General features: G+C 72.4%; 19 protein-coding genes. 13 read left to right on the top strand and 6 right to left on the bottom strand.

The genetic code is table 11. The features are described 5' to 3' along the window. The first annotated feature begins 49 nt into the window (after positions 1 to 49). Complete coding sequence (locus tag SKED_RS17295; protein WP_169310153.1) at positions 50 to 2299, top strand: SpoIIE family protein phosphatase; 2250 nt, start codon at positions 50 to 52, stop codon at positions 2297 to 2299. 99 nt (positions 2300 to 2398) lie between these two features. Here the strand turns inward: SKED_RS17295 and SKED_RS17290 are convergent, their stop codons facing one another. The 4 genes from SKED_RS17290 to SKED_RS17275 all read right to left on the bottom strand — a co-directional run bounded on the left by SKED_RS17290 (position 2399) and on the right by SKED_RS17275 (position 4985). Continuing rightward, complete coding sequence (locus SKED_RS17290; RefSeq protein WP_012868477.1) at positions 2399 to 3142, bottom strand: AIM24 family protein; 744 nt, start codon at positions 3140 to 3142, stop codon at positions 2399 to 2401. Positions 3143 to 3155: 13 nt separating this feature from the next. Next, positions 3156 to 3830, bottom strand: a complete 675-nt coding sequence (locus SKED_RS17285) for an AIM24 family protein (protein ID WP_012868476.1) — start codon at positions 3828 to 3830, stop codon at positions 3156 to 3158. 2 nt (positions 3831 to 3832) lie between these two features. Further along, complete coding sequence (locus SKED_RS17280; protein WP_012868475.1) at positions 3833 to 4441, bottom strand: AIM24 family protein; 609 nt, start codon at positions 4439 to 4441, stop codon at positions 3833 to 3835. A 169-nt stretch (positions 4442 to 4610) separates the two neighbouring features. Then, entirely contained in the window at positions 4611 to 4985 is a 375-nt protein-coding gene (locus tag SKED_RS17275) for an STAS domain-containing protein (RefSeq protein WP_012868474.1), read from the bottom strand. Positions 4986 to 5112: 127 nt separating this feature from the next. Here SKED_RS17275 and SKED_RS17270 point away from each other — a divergent pair, with 127 nt between their 5' ends. The 5 genes from SKED_RS17270 (at position 5113) to SKED_RS17250 (ending at position 10253) form a co-directional block, all read left to right on the top strand. After that, entirely contained in the window at positions 5113 to 5553 is a 441-nt protein-coding gene (locus SKED_RS17270; protein ID WP_042439683.1) for a DUF3151 domain-containing protein, read from the top strand. Between the two features lie 151 nt (positions 5554 to 5704). After that, on the top strand, positions 5705 to 6994 hold the full coding sequence (locus SKED_RS17265; RefSeq protein ID WP_012868472.1) for an adenylosuccinate synthase: 1290 nt from the start codon (positions 5705 to 5707) through the stop codon (positions 6992 to 6994). 119 nt (positions 6995 to 7113) lie between these two features. Further along, positions 7114 to 8403 carry a phosphoribosylamine--glycine ligase gene (gene purD, locus SKED_RS17260; RefSeq protein WP_012868471.1) on the top strand — a complete coding sequence of 430 codons (1290 nt, stop codon included), beginning with the start codon at positions 7114 to 7116 and terminating at the stop codon, positions 8401 to 8403. Further along, positions 8400 to 9353 (top strand): phosphoribosylaminoimidazolesuccinocarboxamide synthase, encoded by a 954-nt coding sequence (locus SKED_RS17255; RefSeq protein ID WP_012868470.1) that lies wholly within the window; start codon positions 8400 to 8402, stop codon positions 9351 to 9353. The genes purD and SKED_RS17255 overlap by 4 nt, the downstream gene beginning before the upstream one ends. A gap of 129 nt (positions 9354 to 9482) precedes the next feature. Next, positions 9483 to 10253: a DUF1206 domain-containing protein gene (locus tag SKED_RS17250; RefSeq protein ID WP_042438172.1), complete on the top strand. Its 771-nt coding sequence runs from the start codon at positions 9483 to 9485 to the stop codon at positions 10251 to 10253. Here SKED_RS17250 and SKED_RS20135 read toward each other — a convergent pair. Then, entirely contained in the window at positions 10238 to 10465 is a 228-nt protein-coding gene (locus tag SKED_RS20135; protein WP_143755825.1) for a hypothetical protein, read from the bottom strand. The two genes, SKED_RS17250 and SKED_RS20135, sit on opposite strands and share 16 nt — an antisense overlap. Before the next feature lie 137 nt (positions 10466 to 10602). On the opposite strand from SKED_RS20135, the gene SKED_RS17245 reads away from it, so the two are divergent. From SKED_RS17245 to purQ, 7 genes are all read left to right on the top strand, one after another. After that, the gene (locus SKED_RS17245) at positions 10603 to 10956 is read left to right on the top strand and encodes a PadR family transcriptional regulator (RefSeq protein ID WP_245534586.1); all 354 of its coding nucleotides are present in this window, start codon (positions 10603 to 10605) and stop codon (positions 10954 to 10956) included. A 26-nt stretch (positions 10957 to 10982) separates the two neighbouring features. Further along, a complete protein-coding gene (locus tag SKED_RS17240; RefSeq protein ID WP_012868466.1) occupies positions 10983 to 11615 on the top strand; it encodes a hypothetical protein in 633 nt (210 codons plus the stop codon). Beyond that, positions 11608 to 12216: a hypothetical protein gene (locus SKED_RS17235; RefSeq protein WP_143755823.1), complete on the top strand. Its 609-nt coding sequence runs from the start codon at positions 11608 to 11610 to the stop codon at positions 12214 to 12216. The genes SKED_RS17240 and SKED_RS17235 overlap by 8 nt, the downstream gene beginning before the upstream one ends. A 119-nt stretch (positions 12217 to 12335) precedes the next feature. Continuing rightward, a complete protein-coding gene (locus tag SKED_RS17230) occupies positions 12336 to 13373 on the top strand; it encodes a siderophore-interacting protein (protein ID WP_012868464.1) in 1038 nt (345 codons plus the stop codon). A gap of 8 nt (positions 13374 to 13381) precedes the next feature. Further along, positions 13382 to 13918: a DUF4303 domain-containing protein gene (locus SKED_RS17225; protein ID WP_012868463.1), complete on the top strand. Its 537-nt coding sequence runs from the start codon at positions 13382 to 13384 to the stop codon at positions 13916 to 13918. A 162-nt stretch (positions 13919 to 14080) separates the two neighbouring features. After that, entirely contained in the window at positions 14081 to 14359 is a 279-nt protein-coding gene (purS, locus tag SKED_RS17220) for a phosphoribosylformylglycinamidine synthase subunit PurS (RefSeq protein WP_012868462.1), read from the top strand. Beyond that, positions 14356 to 15072 carry a phosphoribosylformylglycinamidine synthase subunit PurQ gene (gene purQ / locus SKED_RS17215; RefSeq protein WP_012868461.1) on the top strand — a complete coding sequence of 239 codons (717 nt, stop codon included), beginning with the start codon at positions 14356 to 14358 and terminating at the stop codon, positions 15070 to 15072. Before purS ends, purQ begins: the two co-directional genes overlap by 4 nt. Before the next feature lie 126 nt (positions 15073 to 15198). Here purQ and SKED_RS17210 read toward each other — a convergent pair whose 3' ends face one another. Next, a complete protein-coding gene (locus tag SKED_RS17210; protein ID WP_052293938.1) occupies positions 15199 to 15864 on the bottom strand; it encodes a DUF1345 domain-containing protein in 666 nt (221 codons plus the stop codon). Positions 15865 to 15902: the final 38 nt, after the last annotated feature.

Genomic DNA, 15902 nt, shown 5'->3' with positions numbered 1-15902 from the left:
GCGTCGCGGCGTGTCAGGTGACGCGCCGGACCTCGGAGACCACCGTCCCGTGACGCACGACGAGGCACCGGGCCTCCCGCTGCCTGTCCTCGGCCGCGCCCTCCAGGGTGCCGGGGTCGCAGCGGTCCTGCTCGACCCGACCGCACCGGTCCCGACGATCCTCTGGGCCAACGACTCCTTCGGGCGCCTGACCGGTCACCTCCCGGACGACGTGGTGGGCCTTCCCGTCACCGTGCTGGAGTCCGACGAGGGCAGTGCCCTCGACCTCGACGCGGTCCGGGCGGCGATGGGCCCCTCGTCCGACGGGACGCCTGTCACCTGGCGGATGCTCAACCGGCGCGCCGACGGCGCGCACCTCTGGTGCGAGTACGCGCTCTCGCAGGTCCGTGGCGGCGACGGGCAGGTCGAGGCGTGGCTCGCGCTGCTGAGCGACGTCTCCGGGCAGGTGCGCGACGCGGCCGGGCGTGCCGGTGCCGTGCGTCGTGCCGAGACGGCCGAGTCGGTCGTCTCGATGGTCAGCGGCGTCTCGCGGCTGCTCAACGACATGGAGTACCCCTTCGTCCTGCGCGACATCTGCGCCGCCTACGGTCGCGGCGTGGTGGCCTGGGGCGGGTTCTTCCTGGACGACGGCGGGCTGGGCTACTCCGACGGGGTGCCACCGGTCGCGCTGTCCCGACCGCGCCGGTCGCCGGTCTCGACCGACGCCCTCGGCGACGCCCGGGTGGTCGGGGAGTCGGCTGGGACCCCGACCGACGTGACCACCTTCATCGACCCGCTCCGCGAGCTGGTCGACGGTTACGTCACCGGTCCCGTCGACTTCCCGCTCGCGACCACCTACCCCGCGGGGAGCGACGCCGCGACGGTGTCCGCGGAGGTCCGTGAGCGCGCCGGCCTGCTCGACGCGCCGGGCGACGGTCCCGGGGTCCCGGTGGCCCAGGTGGTGGTCGTCCCCGGGCGGCGCGCCGTGCACGGCGTCTTCGTGTCGCTGCGCACGGTGGACGGGGTCGACGACGAGACCTCGGCCCGGCTTGTCACGGCGCTCGTCGACCGGGTTGCCGTCGGGGTCGACACGCTGCGTCTGCACGCCCGGGAGCACACGCTCGCCGAGACGCTCCAGCGGTCGATGCTCCCCGAGCAGGTCGAGGTGGCCGGCCTCGACGTGTGGACGTACTACGCACCGACCTCCGACGACGCGCAGATCGGCGGCGACTGGTACGACATCCTGCAGATCGACGAGGAGATCGCGGGGGTCGTGATCGGCGACGTCGTGGGGCACGACATCGAGGCGGCCGCGACCATGGGTCAGCTGCGCTCCGTGGTGCGGTCCTACGCCTTCGAGCTCACCGTCCCGGGCCCCGTGCTCGAGCGCGTCGACCAGCTGGTCGCGGGCATGCGCGTGCAGCGCTCGGCGAGCCTCGTCTACGCGACGCTGCGCCGCACCACGGGGCCGCGTCCCGCGCGGTCCGACGAGGTGTCGGGCTCTGCCGCGGCCTCGGGCGCCTCGGCCTCCGACGCGGGCCGCGGGGTCCGGTGGCGGCTCGAGTACTCCCGGGCAGGGCACCTGCCACCCCTGCTCGTGCGACGGGGCGTCGTCACGCAGCTCGACGGCGCCGGAGGGGCGCTCGTCGGCTTCGGGTCGCGGGCCCGGACGACCGCCGCGACGACCCTCGAGCCCGGGGACACCCTCGTCCTCTACACGGACGGGCTCATCGAGCGCCGGGACCGGGCCCTGCGCCAGGGGCTCGACGCGCTCGTGAGCACGGCGGCGAGCATCACGGCGACCGACGCCGCCGGCATCGGCGAAGAGCTCCTCGCGCGGCTCGCGGAGGCGCCCGAGGACGACGTCGCCGTCGTCGTCGTCCGCGTGCCCGACCCGGCCAGGGACGGACTGCTGCCCACGGTCAGCCCGCGCTCGCGCCGCTGGGTGCTGCCGAGCGAGCCGGCGTCCATCGGGCGTGCCCGGCACGCCGTGCTGCGCACGTGCCAGGCGTGGGAGATCGCCGACGTGTCCAGCGCGGAGCTGGTGGTCTCCGAGCTCGTCGCCAACGGCGTCCTGCACGGGTGGGGCCACATCGCCCTGCGCCTGTTCGACACGGGCGACGGGCTGCGCATCGAGGTCGAGGACTCGAACCCGTCCCCGCCCGTGACGACCGACGGGCACGCCAACCGGCTCGGCGGCTACGGCATGCAGATCGTCGAGCGGCTGGCCGACTGGGGCTGGCGCCCGAGCGGCACGGGGAAGCTCGTGTGGGCGAAGGTCCGGCCCGTCACCCCACGGCCGGCGCAGCCCGGCGCCTGACCCTGCTCGACCTGCTCTACTCGCTCGACCGGCTCGACCGGCTCGACCTGTACGGCTGCTCCCCGAGGCAGGGCCTCGCCCGGGGAGCAGCCGTCGGTGTCACTGCTGCAGGCGCGCGCCGATCGACCGGTGCAGCTGCTGCAGGCTCACCTGGCTCAGGCTCGCGGTCTGCGACTCCACGTGCCGGAACAGGTGCTTGTCGTCGAGGACCTTCTCGCTCGACTGGATGAGCACCGTCCCCGTCCCGGTGAAGTCGAACTGGCGCTCCTCGCCGGAGTCCATGCCGAAGAACCCCGCGGTCGCGCTGAGGAACGACGACATCCACTGCGCGTCGAAGTGGTGCGAGGGAGCCGGGGTGTCCGCCCAGCCCACGAGGGCCTGCGGGTCGACGCGCAGCGGAGGCTCGGCGAACATCACCGGGCCGTTCGACGAGGCGAGGAACTTGCCCGTCCCGAGCAGGGTGAGGAACCCGGGCACGATCGACTGCTTGAGGCTCAGCCCCGGCTCGAAGGCGAGCAGGCTCGACGCCCTGATGGTGAGGTTGCCGTCGTCGAGGTCGAAGGAGTTGATGTCGAAGCCACGGTCGCCGAGGATCAGCTTGCCCTTGCCCTGGGCCACCACCCAGTCGTCCGCGTAGAGCGGCGAGGAGAACTGCGACGCCACCATGCCGGTGACGCTCGTGCGGCTCAGCGGCTCGAACTGCACGGTCCCGTAGTACGCGATCATCGCGCCCTTGGAGGTGAACCACGGGGTGCCGGTGAGGTCGACGCAGAAGGCGTACGAGTTGCCGGGGAGGTTGTCGTCCGTCGGCAGCGTCGACGGGTCGAGGATCTGGATGCTCATGTCGTTCTCCTGCTCAGAACTTCTGCTCGGACGCCTGGACCCACACGGTGCCCTGGCCGGTGAACCGCAGCTGGGTGGCCTCGCCGGACCCCTTGCCGACCACGTCGCGGAAGCCGACCTTCGCGGAGAGGTCGACGGTGATCGGCCCGCGGTGGCCCACGTAGGCCTGCGGGTCGACGACCACCTCGGGGTGGCCGTTGCCGACCTCGAGGGCGAAGGTGCCGCCGTGCGACAGGATCGCCACGGTGCCCTGGCCGCTCAGCTGGGTGGTGAACATGCCCTGCCCGGTGACGGCGCCGCGGACCGCGCCCCGCACCCCGCCCTGGGCGGTGAGCGGGACGATCGACGTCTGCAGGTAGCCCTCGTGGGCCAGCAGCCGGCTGGCCTCGACCGTCAGCTGGTTCACCCCGTCGAGCTCCACGACGTCCACGTACAGGCCCTCGTGGCCGAAGTAGGACTCGCCCTGGCCCTCGACGGTCATCATCGCGACGTGCTCGCCCTGCATCATCCGACCGGCGGCGCCGGCCACCGCGCCGAAGCCCGGCATGCCGCCCCCGCCGCCCATCGAGTGCGGGACGAACCGCACGTCGCCGCGGTAGTAGAGCATGCTGCCCTTGCGCGCCGTCAGCTGGGCGCCCGGGGTGATGGTGGCCTTGAGGACCTTGCCGTTCTCGATCTCCAGGGTCATCTCTACCGCTCCTCGGGCTGGATGTAGACCACGCCGTGGCCGTCGAACCGCAGCGAGAAGGCCTCGCCGCTGCCTCCGCCGACCGCGGACCGCCACGTCACGTCGGTGACGAAGCTCTGGTTGAGCTGCCCGTGGAACGCGACGAACGCGTCCGGGTCGGCGACCAGCGGGGTCTGCTGGGTCACGCCGAGCGCGATGAGCGGTCCTCCGGAGGACAGCAGCGCGATCGTCCCGGTGCCCGAGACCGTCGTGGTGAACAGCCCCTGACCCGACGTGGCCCCGCGCAGCCCGGAGAACTTTACGTCGGTGCGCAGCGGCCCGTCGAGCGCGAGGAGCTGGGAGGCCTCGACGCTCATGGTGTCGTCCTGCAGGTTCACCAGGGTGATGTGCTGGGCGTCGACCGCGAGGTGGACGCTGCCCGTCCCGCTGATCTCCATGAGCGAGATCGACTCGCCCGTCATCTTGCGCTTGAACGCGGCCTTGAAGCCGTCGCCGCCGCCCATGCCGGCGTTCTTGAAGGTCATGTCGCCCTCGTAGGCGACCATCGAGCCGGTGATCGCCCGGATCGTCTCGCCCCGCAGGTCCGCGACCAGGACTCTGTGCCCGGTCATCCGTAGCTGTGCCACGTGGTCTCCATCGTCTGTTCCTCGAGGTGGGCTGCGCTGCTGCGCGCCCTCCCTCGACATCATGGAGACAGTAGGGGCTGAGCGCCCGACGAGGACATGGGGAGTGCTCCACCTCTCGCGCCTCGGGCGACGGTGGTGCGGAGGTCGGGCCGCCTCAGCGGGTCCGGCCGGGGCGTTCCTCGACCGCCGGGACGCCCGTCGCCGGCGTCTTGGGCGCGCAGGCGTGGTCCGGGTCGATGCGGAACAGCTCGAGGGCGCCGCAGACCTCGAGGACGAACAGGTCGCGGTCGTCGCAGCCGCGGAGCACGGTGGCTCCGCCGCGCTTGCGGCCGGAGTCGGCGAGGGAGATGAGGAACGCTGCGCCGGTGGAGTCCATGAAGGTCACGCGGCACATGTCGATGACCAGCAGCTGGCGGCGCAGGCCGACCACGCGCGCGGCGATCTCGGGGAACTGGTCCCGCTCGGCGAGGTCGAGATCACCGGCGATCACGAGGGTGGTGGTCGCAGGTGAGGTCGCGATCTCGATCATGAGGCCCGACTCTATCGACGCCCCCCGGCAGCCGCACCCTGGTCCGGTCACGACTCGGCAACGGACGCCCGCAGGGCCCGACGGGGCGCACGACGCCCGCCGGGACGGACGGGGCACAATGGGTCGCATGAGCCACGCACCCCTCGACCCGTCCGCGAACCTCCTCGGCCCCGCACCCACCCTGCTCGGCGCCGACCACCCCGACGTCGCCGCCCGCGCGGAGATCGACGGCGGTCGCAGCGCGCAGGACGTCGCCCGCGACGTGCCGTCGTCGTCCTACGCCTGGGCGCTGCTCGCCGAGGGCGCGCTGGACCGCGGCGACGACGTCACCGCGTACGCCTTCGCACGCACCGGCTACCACCGCGGCCTCGACTCGCTGCGCCGCGCCGGCTGGCGCGGCCAGGGTCCGATCCCCGTCACGCACGCCCCCAACCAGGGGTTCCTGCGGGCGCTGCTCGCGCTCGCGGAGGCCGCCGAGGCGATCGGCGAGGACGACGAGGCCGCCCGCTGCCAGACCTTCCTCGTGGACTCCGGCGTCTCGGCCGACGCCGTCGCCGCCCTGCGCTGACCCCCACCCCCGAGGGCGCGGTGCGCCGAACTGCGACAAACGGTAAACTCGCCGGGGAGATCGGGTCACTGCCGCCCGAGAGTCCCGAGCACCAGCGCGAAGTCGAGCCGCTGTGCTGCCCACAGACAGGCAGGTTGAAGGTGGGGATTCCATGCCAGCCGTGATCGTCGTCGGTGCCCAGTGGGGCGACGAAGGCAAGGGCAAGGCGACGGACCAGCTCGGCTCTCGGGTCGACTACGTCGTGAAGTTCAACGGCGGGAACAACGCCGGGCACACGGTCGTCATCAACGGCGACAAGTACGCCCTGCACCTGCTGCCCTCCGGGATCCTCTCGCCTGGCGTCACCCCCGTCATCGGCAACGGTGTCGTCATCGACATCGAGGTCCTCTACCAAGAGCTCGACGCGCTCATCGCGCGTGGCGTCGACGTCTCGCGCCTGCTGGTGTCCGGCAGCGCGCACGTCATCGCGCCGTACAACCGCATCATGGACAAGGTCACCGAGCGCTTCCTCGGCAAGCGCAAGATCGGCACGACCGGTCGCGGGATCGGCCCGACGTACTCCGACAAGATCAACCGCGTCGGCATCCGCGTCTGGGACCTCTTCGACGAGAAGATCCTGCGCGCCAAGGTCGAGGGCGCCCTCGAGCAGAAGAACCACCTGCTCGTGAAGGTCTACAACCGGCGCGCGATCACCGTCGACGAGACGGTCGAGGAGCTCATGCAGTACGCCGAGCGCCTGCGCCCGATGGTCGCGGACACCTCGCTCGTGCTCAACACCGCGCTCGACGAGGGCAAGACGGTGCTCTTCGAGGGCGGCCAGGCCACGATGCTCGACATCGACCACGGCACGTACCCCTTCGTCACGTCGTCCAACGCGACCGCCGGCGGCGTGCTCACGGGTGCGGGCATCGGCCCGACGCGCATCGACCGCGTGGTCGGCGTCATCAAGGCGTACACCACCCGCGTGGGTGAGGGCCCGTTCCCGACCGAGCTCTTCGACGAGTGGGGCTCCTTCCTCGCCCGCGTCGGCGGCGAGGTCGGCGTGACCACCGGCCGTGCCCGCCGCTGCGGCTGGTACGACGCCGTGATCGCCCGGTACGCCTCGCGCGTCAACGGCCTCACGGACCTCGTGATGACCAAGCTGGACGTGCTCACCGGCATCGAGAAGATCCCGGTCTGCGTCGCATACGACGTCGACGGTGTCCGCTACGACGAGATGCCGACCGACCAGAGCGCCTTCCACCACGCGACGCCGATCTACGAAGAGTTCCCCGGCTGGACCGAGGACATCTCCGGCGTGCGCACCTTCGACGAGCTCCCCGAGAACGCGAAGGCGTACGTCCTCGCCCTCGAGGCGATGTCCGGTGCACGGATCTCCTCGATCGGCGTCGGCCCCGGCCGCGAGGCCACGATCCAGCGCCACGACCTCATCGACGACTGAGGCTCGACGCACCAGCACCAGCACCAGCACCAGCAGCATCAGCACGAACGGGCGGGACCTGTCTCAGGACGGGTCCCGCCCGTCCCTGCGTCCGGACGTCATCAGTAGACTCACGTCTCGTGAAGATTCTTGTCGTCGGGTCCGGTGCTCGTGAGCACGCCATCGTCCACTCGCTCGCGCAGGAGACCCCCGCCGGGGGACCGCACGAGCTGCACGCGGCGCCCGGGAACCCGGGCATCGCAGCGCTCGCGACCCTGCACCGGGTCGACGCGCTCGACGGCAGCGCGGTCGCCGCGCTCACCGAGCAGATCGGTGCCGACCTCGTGGTCGTCGGTCCTGAGGCGCCGCTCGTCGCCGGGGTCGCCGACGCCGTGCGCGCGACGGGCACGCCGGTCTTCGGCCCGAGCGCCGACGCCGCCCGCCTCGAGGGGTCCAAGGCCTTCGCCAAGGACGTCATGGCCGCCGCGGACGTCCCGACCGCGATGGCCCGCGTCTGCTCGACGGTCGACCAGGTGGGCGACGCGCTCGACGCCTTCGGCCCGCCCTTCGTGGTCAAGGACGACGGGCTCGCCGCCGGCAAGGGCGTCGTCGTCACGACCGACAGGCTCGAGGCGCTGCGCCACGCGCAGGAGTGCTTCGCCAACCCGGACCGCGGGGGAGACCCGCGCGTGGTCATCGAGGAGTTCCTCGACGGACCCGAGGTGTCGCTGTTCTGCATCAGCGACGGCGAGACCGTCGTCCCGCTCGCACCGGCTCAGGACTTCAAGCGTGCCTTCGACGGCGACGCCGGCCCCAACACCGGCGGCATGGGCGCGTACAGCCCGCTGCCGTGGGCCCCGGAGGGCCTGACCGACGAGGTGCTGACGCGGATCGCGCAGCCGACGGTCGACGAGATGCGCTCGCGCGGGATCCCCTTCGTCGGGGTGCTCTACGTGGGGCTCGCGCTCACCAGCCGTGGCACCCGCGTCATCGAGTTCAACGCGCGCTTCGGCGACCCGGAGACCCAGGTGGTGCTCTCGCGCCTCGAGACGCCGCTCTCCGCTCTGCTGCTGTCCGCCTCGACCGGGCACCTCGACGAGCTGCCGCCGCTGCACTGGCGCGACGACGCGGCCGTCACCGTGGTGATCGCCTCGGGCGGGTACCCCGCTGCCCCGCAGACCGGCGGCCCGGTCACGGGCGTCTCCGAGGCGGAGAACCTGCCCGGGGTGCACGTGCTGCACGCGGGCACGTCGACGGACGACGAGGGCGTGCTGCGCAGCGCGGGCGGCCGGGTGCTCTCCGTCGTGGGTGTCGGCGAGACGCTCGCCGAGGCACGACGCCTGGCGTACTCGGGGGTCGACCGCATCGTGCTGCCGGGCTCGCACCACCGCACCGACATCGCCGAGCAGGCTGCGGCGGACGCCCGATGAGCGCGCAGGTACAGTCGCCGGACGACGCGCCGCTCCACCTCACTGGCTGGCGGCACGTCTACTCCGGCAAGGTCCGCGACCTCTACGAGCCCGACCTCGCCCACTACGGCGGTGTGCACCCCCTCGGCGACGTGGTGCTCGTCGTCGCCTCGGACCGCGTGAGCGCCTACGACCACGTGCTCAGCCCCGGGATCCCCGACAAGGGCACCGTGCTCACCCAGCTCAGCCTGTGGTGGTTCGAGCAGCTCACCGACATCGTCGGTAACCACGTCGTCAGCGTCGAGGCGTCCTCGATGCCCGGCGACGGCCTCGTGCCCGACGCCGTCGCAGGGCGCGCCATGGTCTGCCGCCGACTCGAGATGTTCCCGGTCGAGTGCGTGGTCCGCGGGTACCTCACCGGGTCGGGCCTCGTCGAGTACCGGCAGAGCCGCTCCGTGTGCGAGGTGCCGCTGCCCGAGGGGCTCGTCGACGGCTCACGCCTGCCCGAGCCCATCTTCACGCCGGCCACCAAGGCCGAGGTCGGCGAGCACGACGAGAACGTCAGCTTCGAGGTCGTGGCCTCGACCATCGGGCTGGAAGACGCGACCAGGCTGCGCGACCTGACCCTGGCCGTCTACGCGCGGGCCGAGGGCATCGCTCGCGAGCGCGGCATCATCCTCGCCGACACCAAGCTCGAGTTCGGGGTCGACCCGGCGACGGGCGAGATCATCCTCGGCGACGAGGTGCTCACCCCCGACTCCTCGCGCTTCTGGGCCGCCGACCGCTGGGTCCCGGGGCAGTCCCAGCCGAGCTTCGACAAGCAGCCGATCCGCGACTGGCTGGTCTCGGCCGAGTCCGGGTGGGACAAGGACGGCGTCGACGCACCGCCGCTCCTGTCGGACGAGGTCGTCGAGACGACGCGTGCCCGGTATCTCGACGCCTACCGCAGGCTCACGGGCGCCGAGCTCTGAGGGCTGGCGGGCTCTAGGCCCGGTCTTCGCCGTTCCCGCTGACCGTCGGGTGCTCGCGCCGACGTGGCGGGCGTCACGTCGGCGGCGCCTGGGCGTGCGCTGAGAGTCACCCGGTGCCAGGCTCGTCGCATGACTGGACACGTGCAGCAAGCAGCCTCCCGCGCCGGCGACCACCCCCTCGTCGAGAAGGGCGCCCGGCTCGGGTACGCCGCGAGCGGTGTCCTGCACCTCCTGCTGGCCTGGGTGACCGTCCAGCTGGCGTGGACCTCCGGCGGCGAGCAGGCCGACCAGGAGGGCGCGCTCCAGAAGCTCGCCGGCGACGGCGCCGGTCAGGTGCTGCTCTGGGTGCTGCTCGTCGGCTTCGTGCTGCTCGCGCTGTGGCAGGCCACCGAGGCGATCGCCTGGGGCGAGGCCAAGGACCGCGTCAAGGCCGCCGCCAAGGCCGTGACCTACGGTGTGCTCGCCTTCACCACCGTGACGGTGCTGACCAGCGACTCCGGCGGCGGGTCCAGCAGCGCCACGTCGAGCCTGATGTCGTCGGGCGCGGGTCGCGTGCTCGTGGGGGTCGCCGGGGTCGGTGTGGTCGCGGTCGGCGTCTACCACGTGGTGAAGGGCTGGAAGGAGAAGTTCCTCGAGGACCTCGAGTCGAGCCCGTCACGCTGGGTCCGCCGTGCCGGTCGGGTCGGCTACGTCGGCAAGGGGGCCGCGCTCGGTGTGGTCGGTGTGCTGCTCGTGGTCGCCGCGGTGCAGAGCGACCCGGAGCAGGCCGAGGGTCTCGACTCCGCGCTCCACGCGCTCGCAGGACTTCCCTACGGCGCCGTGATCCTCACGCTCGTCGCGATCGGTTTTGCCGCCTACGGCGTCTACGCCTTCGGCCGGGCGCGTCACGCCAAGGTCTGAGCAGGCGGCACCTCGTGCTCGGGTGCGTGCGCGTTCCCGACCGAGCCGCGGCCGACGTGCGTGTCGCGGGTGAGCGAGTACCCGATCGCAGCGCCCGTGCCGAGGGCGACGAGGCACGTCGCCGAGACCACCCACAGCCACCGTCGTGGGGCGCGAGCCGAGCGGGCGTCGAGAGGCGGTCGGGCGGTGGGGTGTGGCGGTGAGGCACGCATGCACCAAGTGTCCGGTATGGGTGTGACCGGGTCGGTCAGGTCGCCACGGGTTCGTGTGAAGGTCGAGCGCACAGCCTGGTCGCGCGCACCCGCATAGTTCGCTTGACGATATATATCGTCGTGGCTACGGTCGGGTGATGACCTCGTTCAAGATGACGCAGCAGGCGTACCTCATCCTGCTCACGCTCGTGCAGGAGCGCCAGCACGGCTACGGCGTCATCAAGCAGGTCGCCGAGATCTCGGGCGGCGAGGTGAGGCTCGCCGCCGGGACGCTGTACGGCAACCTCGACCGCCTGCTCGCCGCAGCGTTCGTCGTCGCCGACGGCGAGGAGATCGTCGACGGTCGGCTGCGCCGCTACTACCGCGCGACCGACCTCGGCGCGCAGGCGGCGCAGACCGAGACCGAGAACCTCGCGAGGCTCGCTGCCCGCGCGCAGCGGGTGCTCGACCGACCACGGGCGCTCGGACGCCCAGCACTAGGGGGTGCGTGAGCATGGCTGGCAGGGGGACCACGACGATGACGACGACCGAGCGCACAGCACGGCTGTGGCTGCGGGCCTACCCGCGGCGGTGGCGCTACGCCTACGGCGAGGACCTCGTCGGGACGCTGCTCGACCTCGCCGGGCCGGACGCACGGACGGTGCGGCTGGGCGACGGGGTGTCGGTGGTGCGCGCCGGGTGGGCGCTGCGGTGGCGCGAGCACCCGCCACTGGGGCCGTGGCTCGCGTACAGGCTGCGTGAGCGCGGGCTGCCCGCGCAGTACCGGCCGTGGCTGATGGACGACCTCCTCGGCCGGTTCCACGCGCTCCGGAGCACCGGGACCGGCATCGTTGCGGCTGCCGTGGTGCTCTTGGGTCTCGTCGCAGTCCTGCCCTTCCTCGCGCCGTTGCTCGCGGTGGCCCCCGAGGCCATCGTGACGGGCTTCGGTGGCATGCTGCTCGTGACGGCGGTGGTCCAGCCACGTGCTCGTGCGCGCCACATCTGGCAGCGCGACGTGAGCGGGTGGCTCCCGCCCGAGCTCCGCCCTCGAGGAGAGCGGTGGAAGGCCGAGGTCGAGCTCGCCCAGTACCGCGCGAGCCTGCGCCGGGACGGCGACGGCTACGACGGCATGGACGGGTTCGCGACCGACGGGGGTGCAGGTCGTGGGTGACTCGCGCACTCTCCTGGAGCAGTCCGCCCGTCTCTGGCTGCGGGCCTACCCGCGCCGGTGGCGGTTCTCCTGCGGCGAGGACCTCGTCGGGACGCTGCTCGACCTCGCCGGGCCGGATGCGCGGACGGTCCGTCTCCGTGACGGGCTCTCCGTACTGTGGGCCGGGTGGGCGCTGCGGTTCCGCGAGCACCCGCCGCTGCTGCCGTGGCTGCGGTACCGGCTCTTCGGAGCCGACCTTCCTGTCGATTACCGGGTGTGGATGATCGACGACCTCCTCGGGCGGCTGCATGCGCTGCGGTGGTTCGTCGCCTATCTCGTCCTGCTCGTCGTCTCCATGGGAATGTTCTTCGGTGTGGTCGGAGACCTAGACGTGTGGACGCAGATGCTCTCCGGTTGGCCGTGGTGGGTCGCCTTCGGGGTCCTCAGCACTGTCGTCGGGCCTCGGTACAGCGCGCGGAAGGTCTGGCGCAAGCACGTCAGCGGCTGGGTCCCGCCCGAGCTTCGCCCTCGTCGACAGCGCGCCGAGGCGGTGCGTGAGCTCGCCGAGTTCCGGGCGGCGAGCGGGTACGAGGGGCCGAGCAGCCCGCTCGCACGGGGCTGACAGCGCCTCCCTCACACGGGGCTGGTGTCGCCTCGGGCGGTGCTGCGTGTGGGATCTCGCACACCGTCCTGCTGAGTTGAGCCTTACCTCTCCAAGGTAAGGCATGCCATACTCGAAGCATGACGACGACAGCGACGACCGAGACCGTCACGCGTGCCGAGCCCGCCTACCGTGTCTTCGACGTCACCGTCGCCCGGGTGCAGGAGCTCAGCCCGTCGTTCGTGCGTGTCACCTTCACGGGGCCTGACGCTGCGGCCTTCGGCACCGACGGGCTCGACCAGCGCATCAAGCTGGTGCTCCCCAACGAGGCCGGGCACCGTCCCGACGCCGCCGACTTCGAGGGTGACTCCTGGTACGCCGCGTGGCGCGAGCTCCCTGACGAGCTCCGCTGCCCGCTGCGCACCTACACGGTCCGCGCCGTCCGTCCGCACGTCGGCCTCGGCGAGGTCGACGTCGACATGGTGGTCCACGTGTCCGACGACGGCCACGACGGCCCCGCCGCGCGCTGGCTCCAGACCGTCGAGACCGGCACGCCCTGCGTCCTCATCGGTCCGAACGCTCGCTACGACGGCCCGGCGTCGGGCATCGAGTGGGCGCCGCCCGCGTCGGCCACCACCCTCGTCCTCGCGGGTGACGAGACCGCGGCCCCGGCCATCTGCTCCATCCTCGAGTCCCTCGCCCCCGGTACCGAGGCGCAAGCCTTCGTCGAGGTCCCGCTCGAGGCCGACGCACTCTCGCTCACCCTGCCTGCCGGGGCGTCGATCACCTGGCTGCCGCGCAGCCGCGGCGGATCCGACCCCGTCGAGCACGGCAGCCTCCTCGACGGCGCGGTCCGCGCCCACATGCAGCTCTGCGCCGCCAAGCAGGCTGCCGGCCTGTGCGACACCTCGTGCCACGACGTGCCCATCGAGCGCATCAGCCTGCCCAAGGGCCAGCCCGCTGCGGAGCTCGAGGACGTCGACGTCGACACCACCATCCTCTGGGAGGTCCCGACCGCCGACACGTCGGCCGGGCCCCTCACCGACTGCTACGCCTGGATCGCCGGAGAGGCTGGCGTCATCAAGCTCCTCCGCCGCCACCTCGTGAGCGACCTCGGCATCGACCGCCGCTCCGTCGCCTTCATGGGCTACTGGCGCCGCGGCAAGGCCGAGGGCTGACAGGAGCCGTGACCGCCGCCGGTCGCGGAGCCGGCAGCGTGCCGGAGGGGGACGTCGCCCTGACGGCAGTGATCGCCCACGCCACCCGGCAGGCGGTCGAGCAGCTGCACGCCGAGCACGACGGGCCCTTCTGCGTGTACGCGCTCGCCACGAGCGGCGAGGCGCTGCGCCCCTACCTGGTCGTGACGCCTGACGGCGAGACCCGGTGGGACCTCCCCGACAGCCCGTTCGCGGTCTACGGCGACGAGCACCTCGCCAGCCTCGAGCACCTGTTCACCGCGCGCGGTGACCTCTTCGACATGTCGCCGGCCGATGCCGCCACGGAGCACGACCTCCGGCTCGCGGCCATGGAGGCGGCTCTGCGAGCCCTCGACGTCGAGGGGCTCTTCGGGACGGGCGTCGCCCGCGAGCAGGTCCTGCTCCTCGTCACGACCCTGCCGCCGGACGAGACGGACGCAGCCTTCGCGCGTCGTCTCAACCCGGTCGGCCCGCTCCTCACGGCCTGGCTCGACGAGGCGTCCGAGGGCGGCACGTCGGGTCGATGACCGTGGTCGGTACGGCCGCGAGACGCGGCCCCCGCCCGTGCGCCCGCGCGATAAACTGTGCGCGAAGCACGCAGGGGACCGACCGGGCGTCTGACGCCCGAGCCTCGCAGTGCCTCCGCCCTCACGCCCTCGCGTGACCAGAACCGAGCACTAGGAGCCCCCGTGGGACGCGTAGTCGTCGACGTCATGCCCAAGCCCGAGATCCTCGACCCGCAGGGGAAGGCCGTCGCCGGCGCCCTGCCGCGGCTCGGCTTCACCGGCTTCACGAGCGTCCGCCAGGGCAAGCGCTTCGAGCTCGAGGTCGACGGGCCGGTGACCGACGAGGTCCTCGCCGCCGCCCGCGAGGCCGCCGCGACCGTGCTGTCCAACCCCGTCATCGAGGACGTCGTTGCCGTGATCGACGCCGCGAGCCTCGAGGCCGTCCCGGGCGCCCAGGCATGAGCGACGTCCTCACCGGCGCGCGGATAGGAGTCATCACCTTCCCCGGCACGCTCGACGACCGCGACGCCGCCCGCGCCGTCCGCATCGCTGGCGCCACCGCCGTGCCGCTGTGGCACGCCGACGCCGACCTGCACGGCGTCGACGCCGTGGTCCTGCCGGGCGGGTTCTCCTACGGCGACTACCTCCGCGCCGGTGCGATCTCGCGCTTCGCCCCGGTCATGGACGTCCTCGTGGACGCCGCGAAGGGCGGCCTGCCCGTCCTGGGCATCTGCAACGGCTTCCAGATCCTCACCGAGTCGCACCTGCTGCCCGGCTCGATGATCAAGAACGACTCGCTGTCCTTCCTGTGCCGCGAGCAGCGCCTCACGGTCGAGAACGCGGACACCGCCTGGACCCGCGGCTTCCGTGCCGGCCAGGAGATCACCATCCCGCTGAAGAACCAGGACGGCCAGTTCGTCGCCGACGAGCACACCCTCGACGAGCTCGAGGGCGAGGGGCGCGTCGTGTTCCGCTACGCGGGCGAGAACCCCAACGGCTCGCGCCGCGGCATCGCCGGCATCACCAACGCGGCGGGCAACGTCGTCGGTCTCATGCCGCACCCCGAGCACGCCGTCGAGGTGGGCTTCGGGACGGCCGCCGAAGCCGGCCCCCGTGCCGGCACCGACGGTCTGACCTTCTTCACCTCGGTCCTCGGGACGCTCGTCACCGCCTGACGCGCACCCGCCCGCACGAGGCCTCGGTCGAACCTGACCGGGGCCTCGTGCGCGTCGCGGTGGGTGCAGCGCCCGGGGTCAGAGCCCTGGGGCGTCAGAGCGCTGCGACATCAGAGACCTGTGACATCAGAGGCCTGCGACGAGGTTGACCACCGACGCGATGATCACCGAGCCGAAGAGGTACGACAGCAGCGCGTGGCGCAGCACCGCGGCGCGCAGCTCCGACGTCCTGACGTCCGTGTCCGAGATCGCGAAGCTCATGCCGATCGTGAAGGCCACGTACAAGAAGTCCGAGTAGCGGGGCGGGTCGTCCTGGTTGAAGTCGATGCCCCCGGCCGGCTCGGAGAAGTACGCCTGCGCGTAGTGCAGCCCGAAGAGCGTGTGCACGGCCAGCCACGACACCACCACGCTCACGACGGCGACCACGGCCGCGACCACCTGCGACCGGTGGTCCTCCGGAGAGGCGAGCAGCAGGACGCCGACCCCGACGAGGCTCGCGAGCGCCGCCGCGAGCACGACGAGGTGCGCCACCCGACGGGTCGGCTCCTCGCGGGTGGCGTGCGCCGCCGTCTCGGACGGGTCCATCGTCCACACGTCCCACCAGGTCCACGCGGTGAAGGCCAGCGCGGCGGCTGCCCAGCCGACGAGGGGCGCGACCAGCAGCTCGCCGAGGACCGCCGTGGCCGCGGTGCCCGCCGCTCCGACCAGCAGGCCCACCAGCAGGCGGGTCATCGGGGTGGTGCTCGACGCGGCGCGGCGCGCGGCGGACTGCGGTGCGGGCTGCTCGGTCACCACGCCAGTCAACCATCGTCCGCCGCGCCTGGGCCCCT

The organism is Sanguibacter keddieii DSM 10542 (assembly GCF_000024925.1).
Taxonomy (GTDB): domain Bacteria; phylum Actinomycetota; class Actinomycetes; order Actinomycetales; family Cellulomonadaceae; genus Sanguibacter; species Sanguibacter keddieii.
Note: the sequence above shows the minus strand (reverse complement) of the source record. Positions and strands in the feature narration are given on the sequence as shown.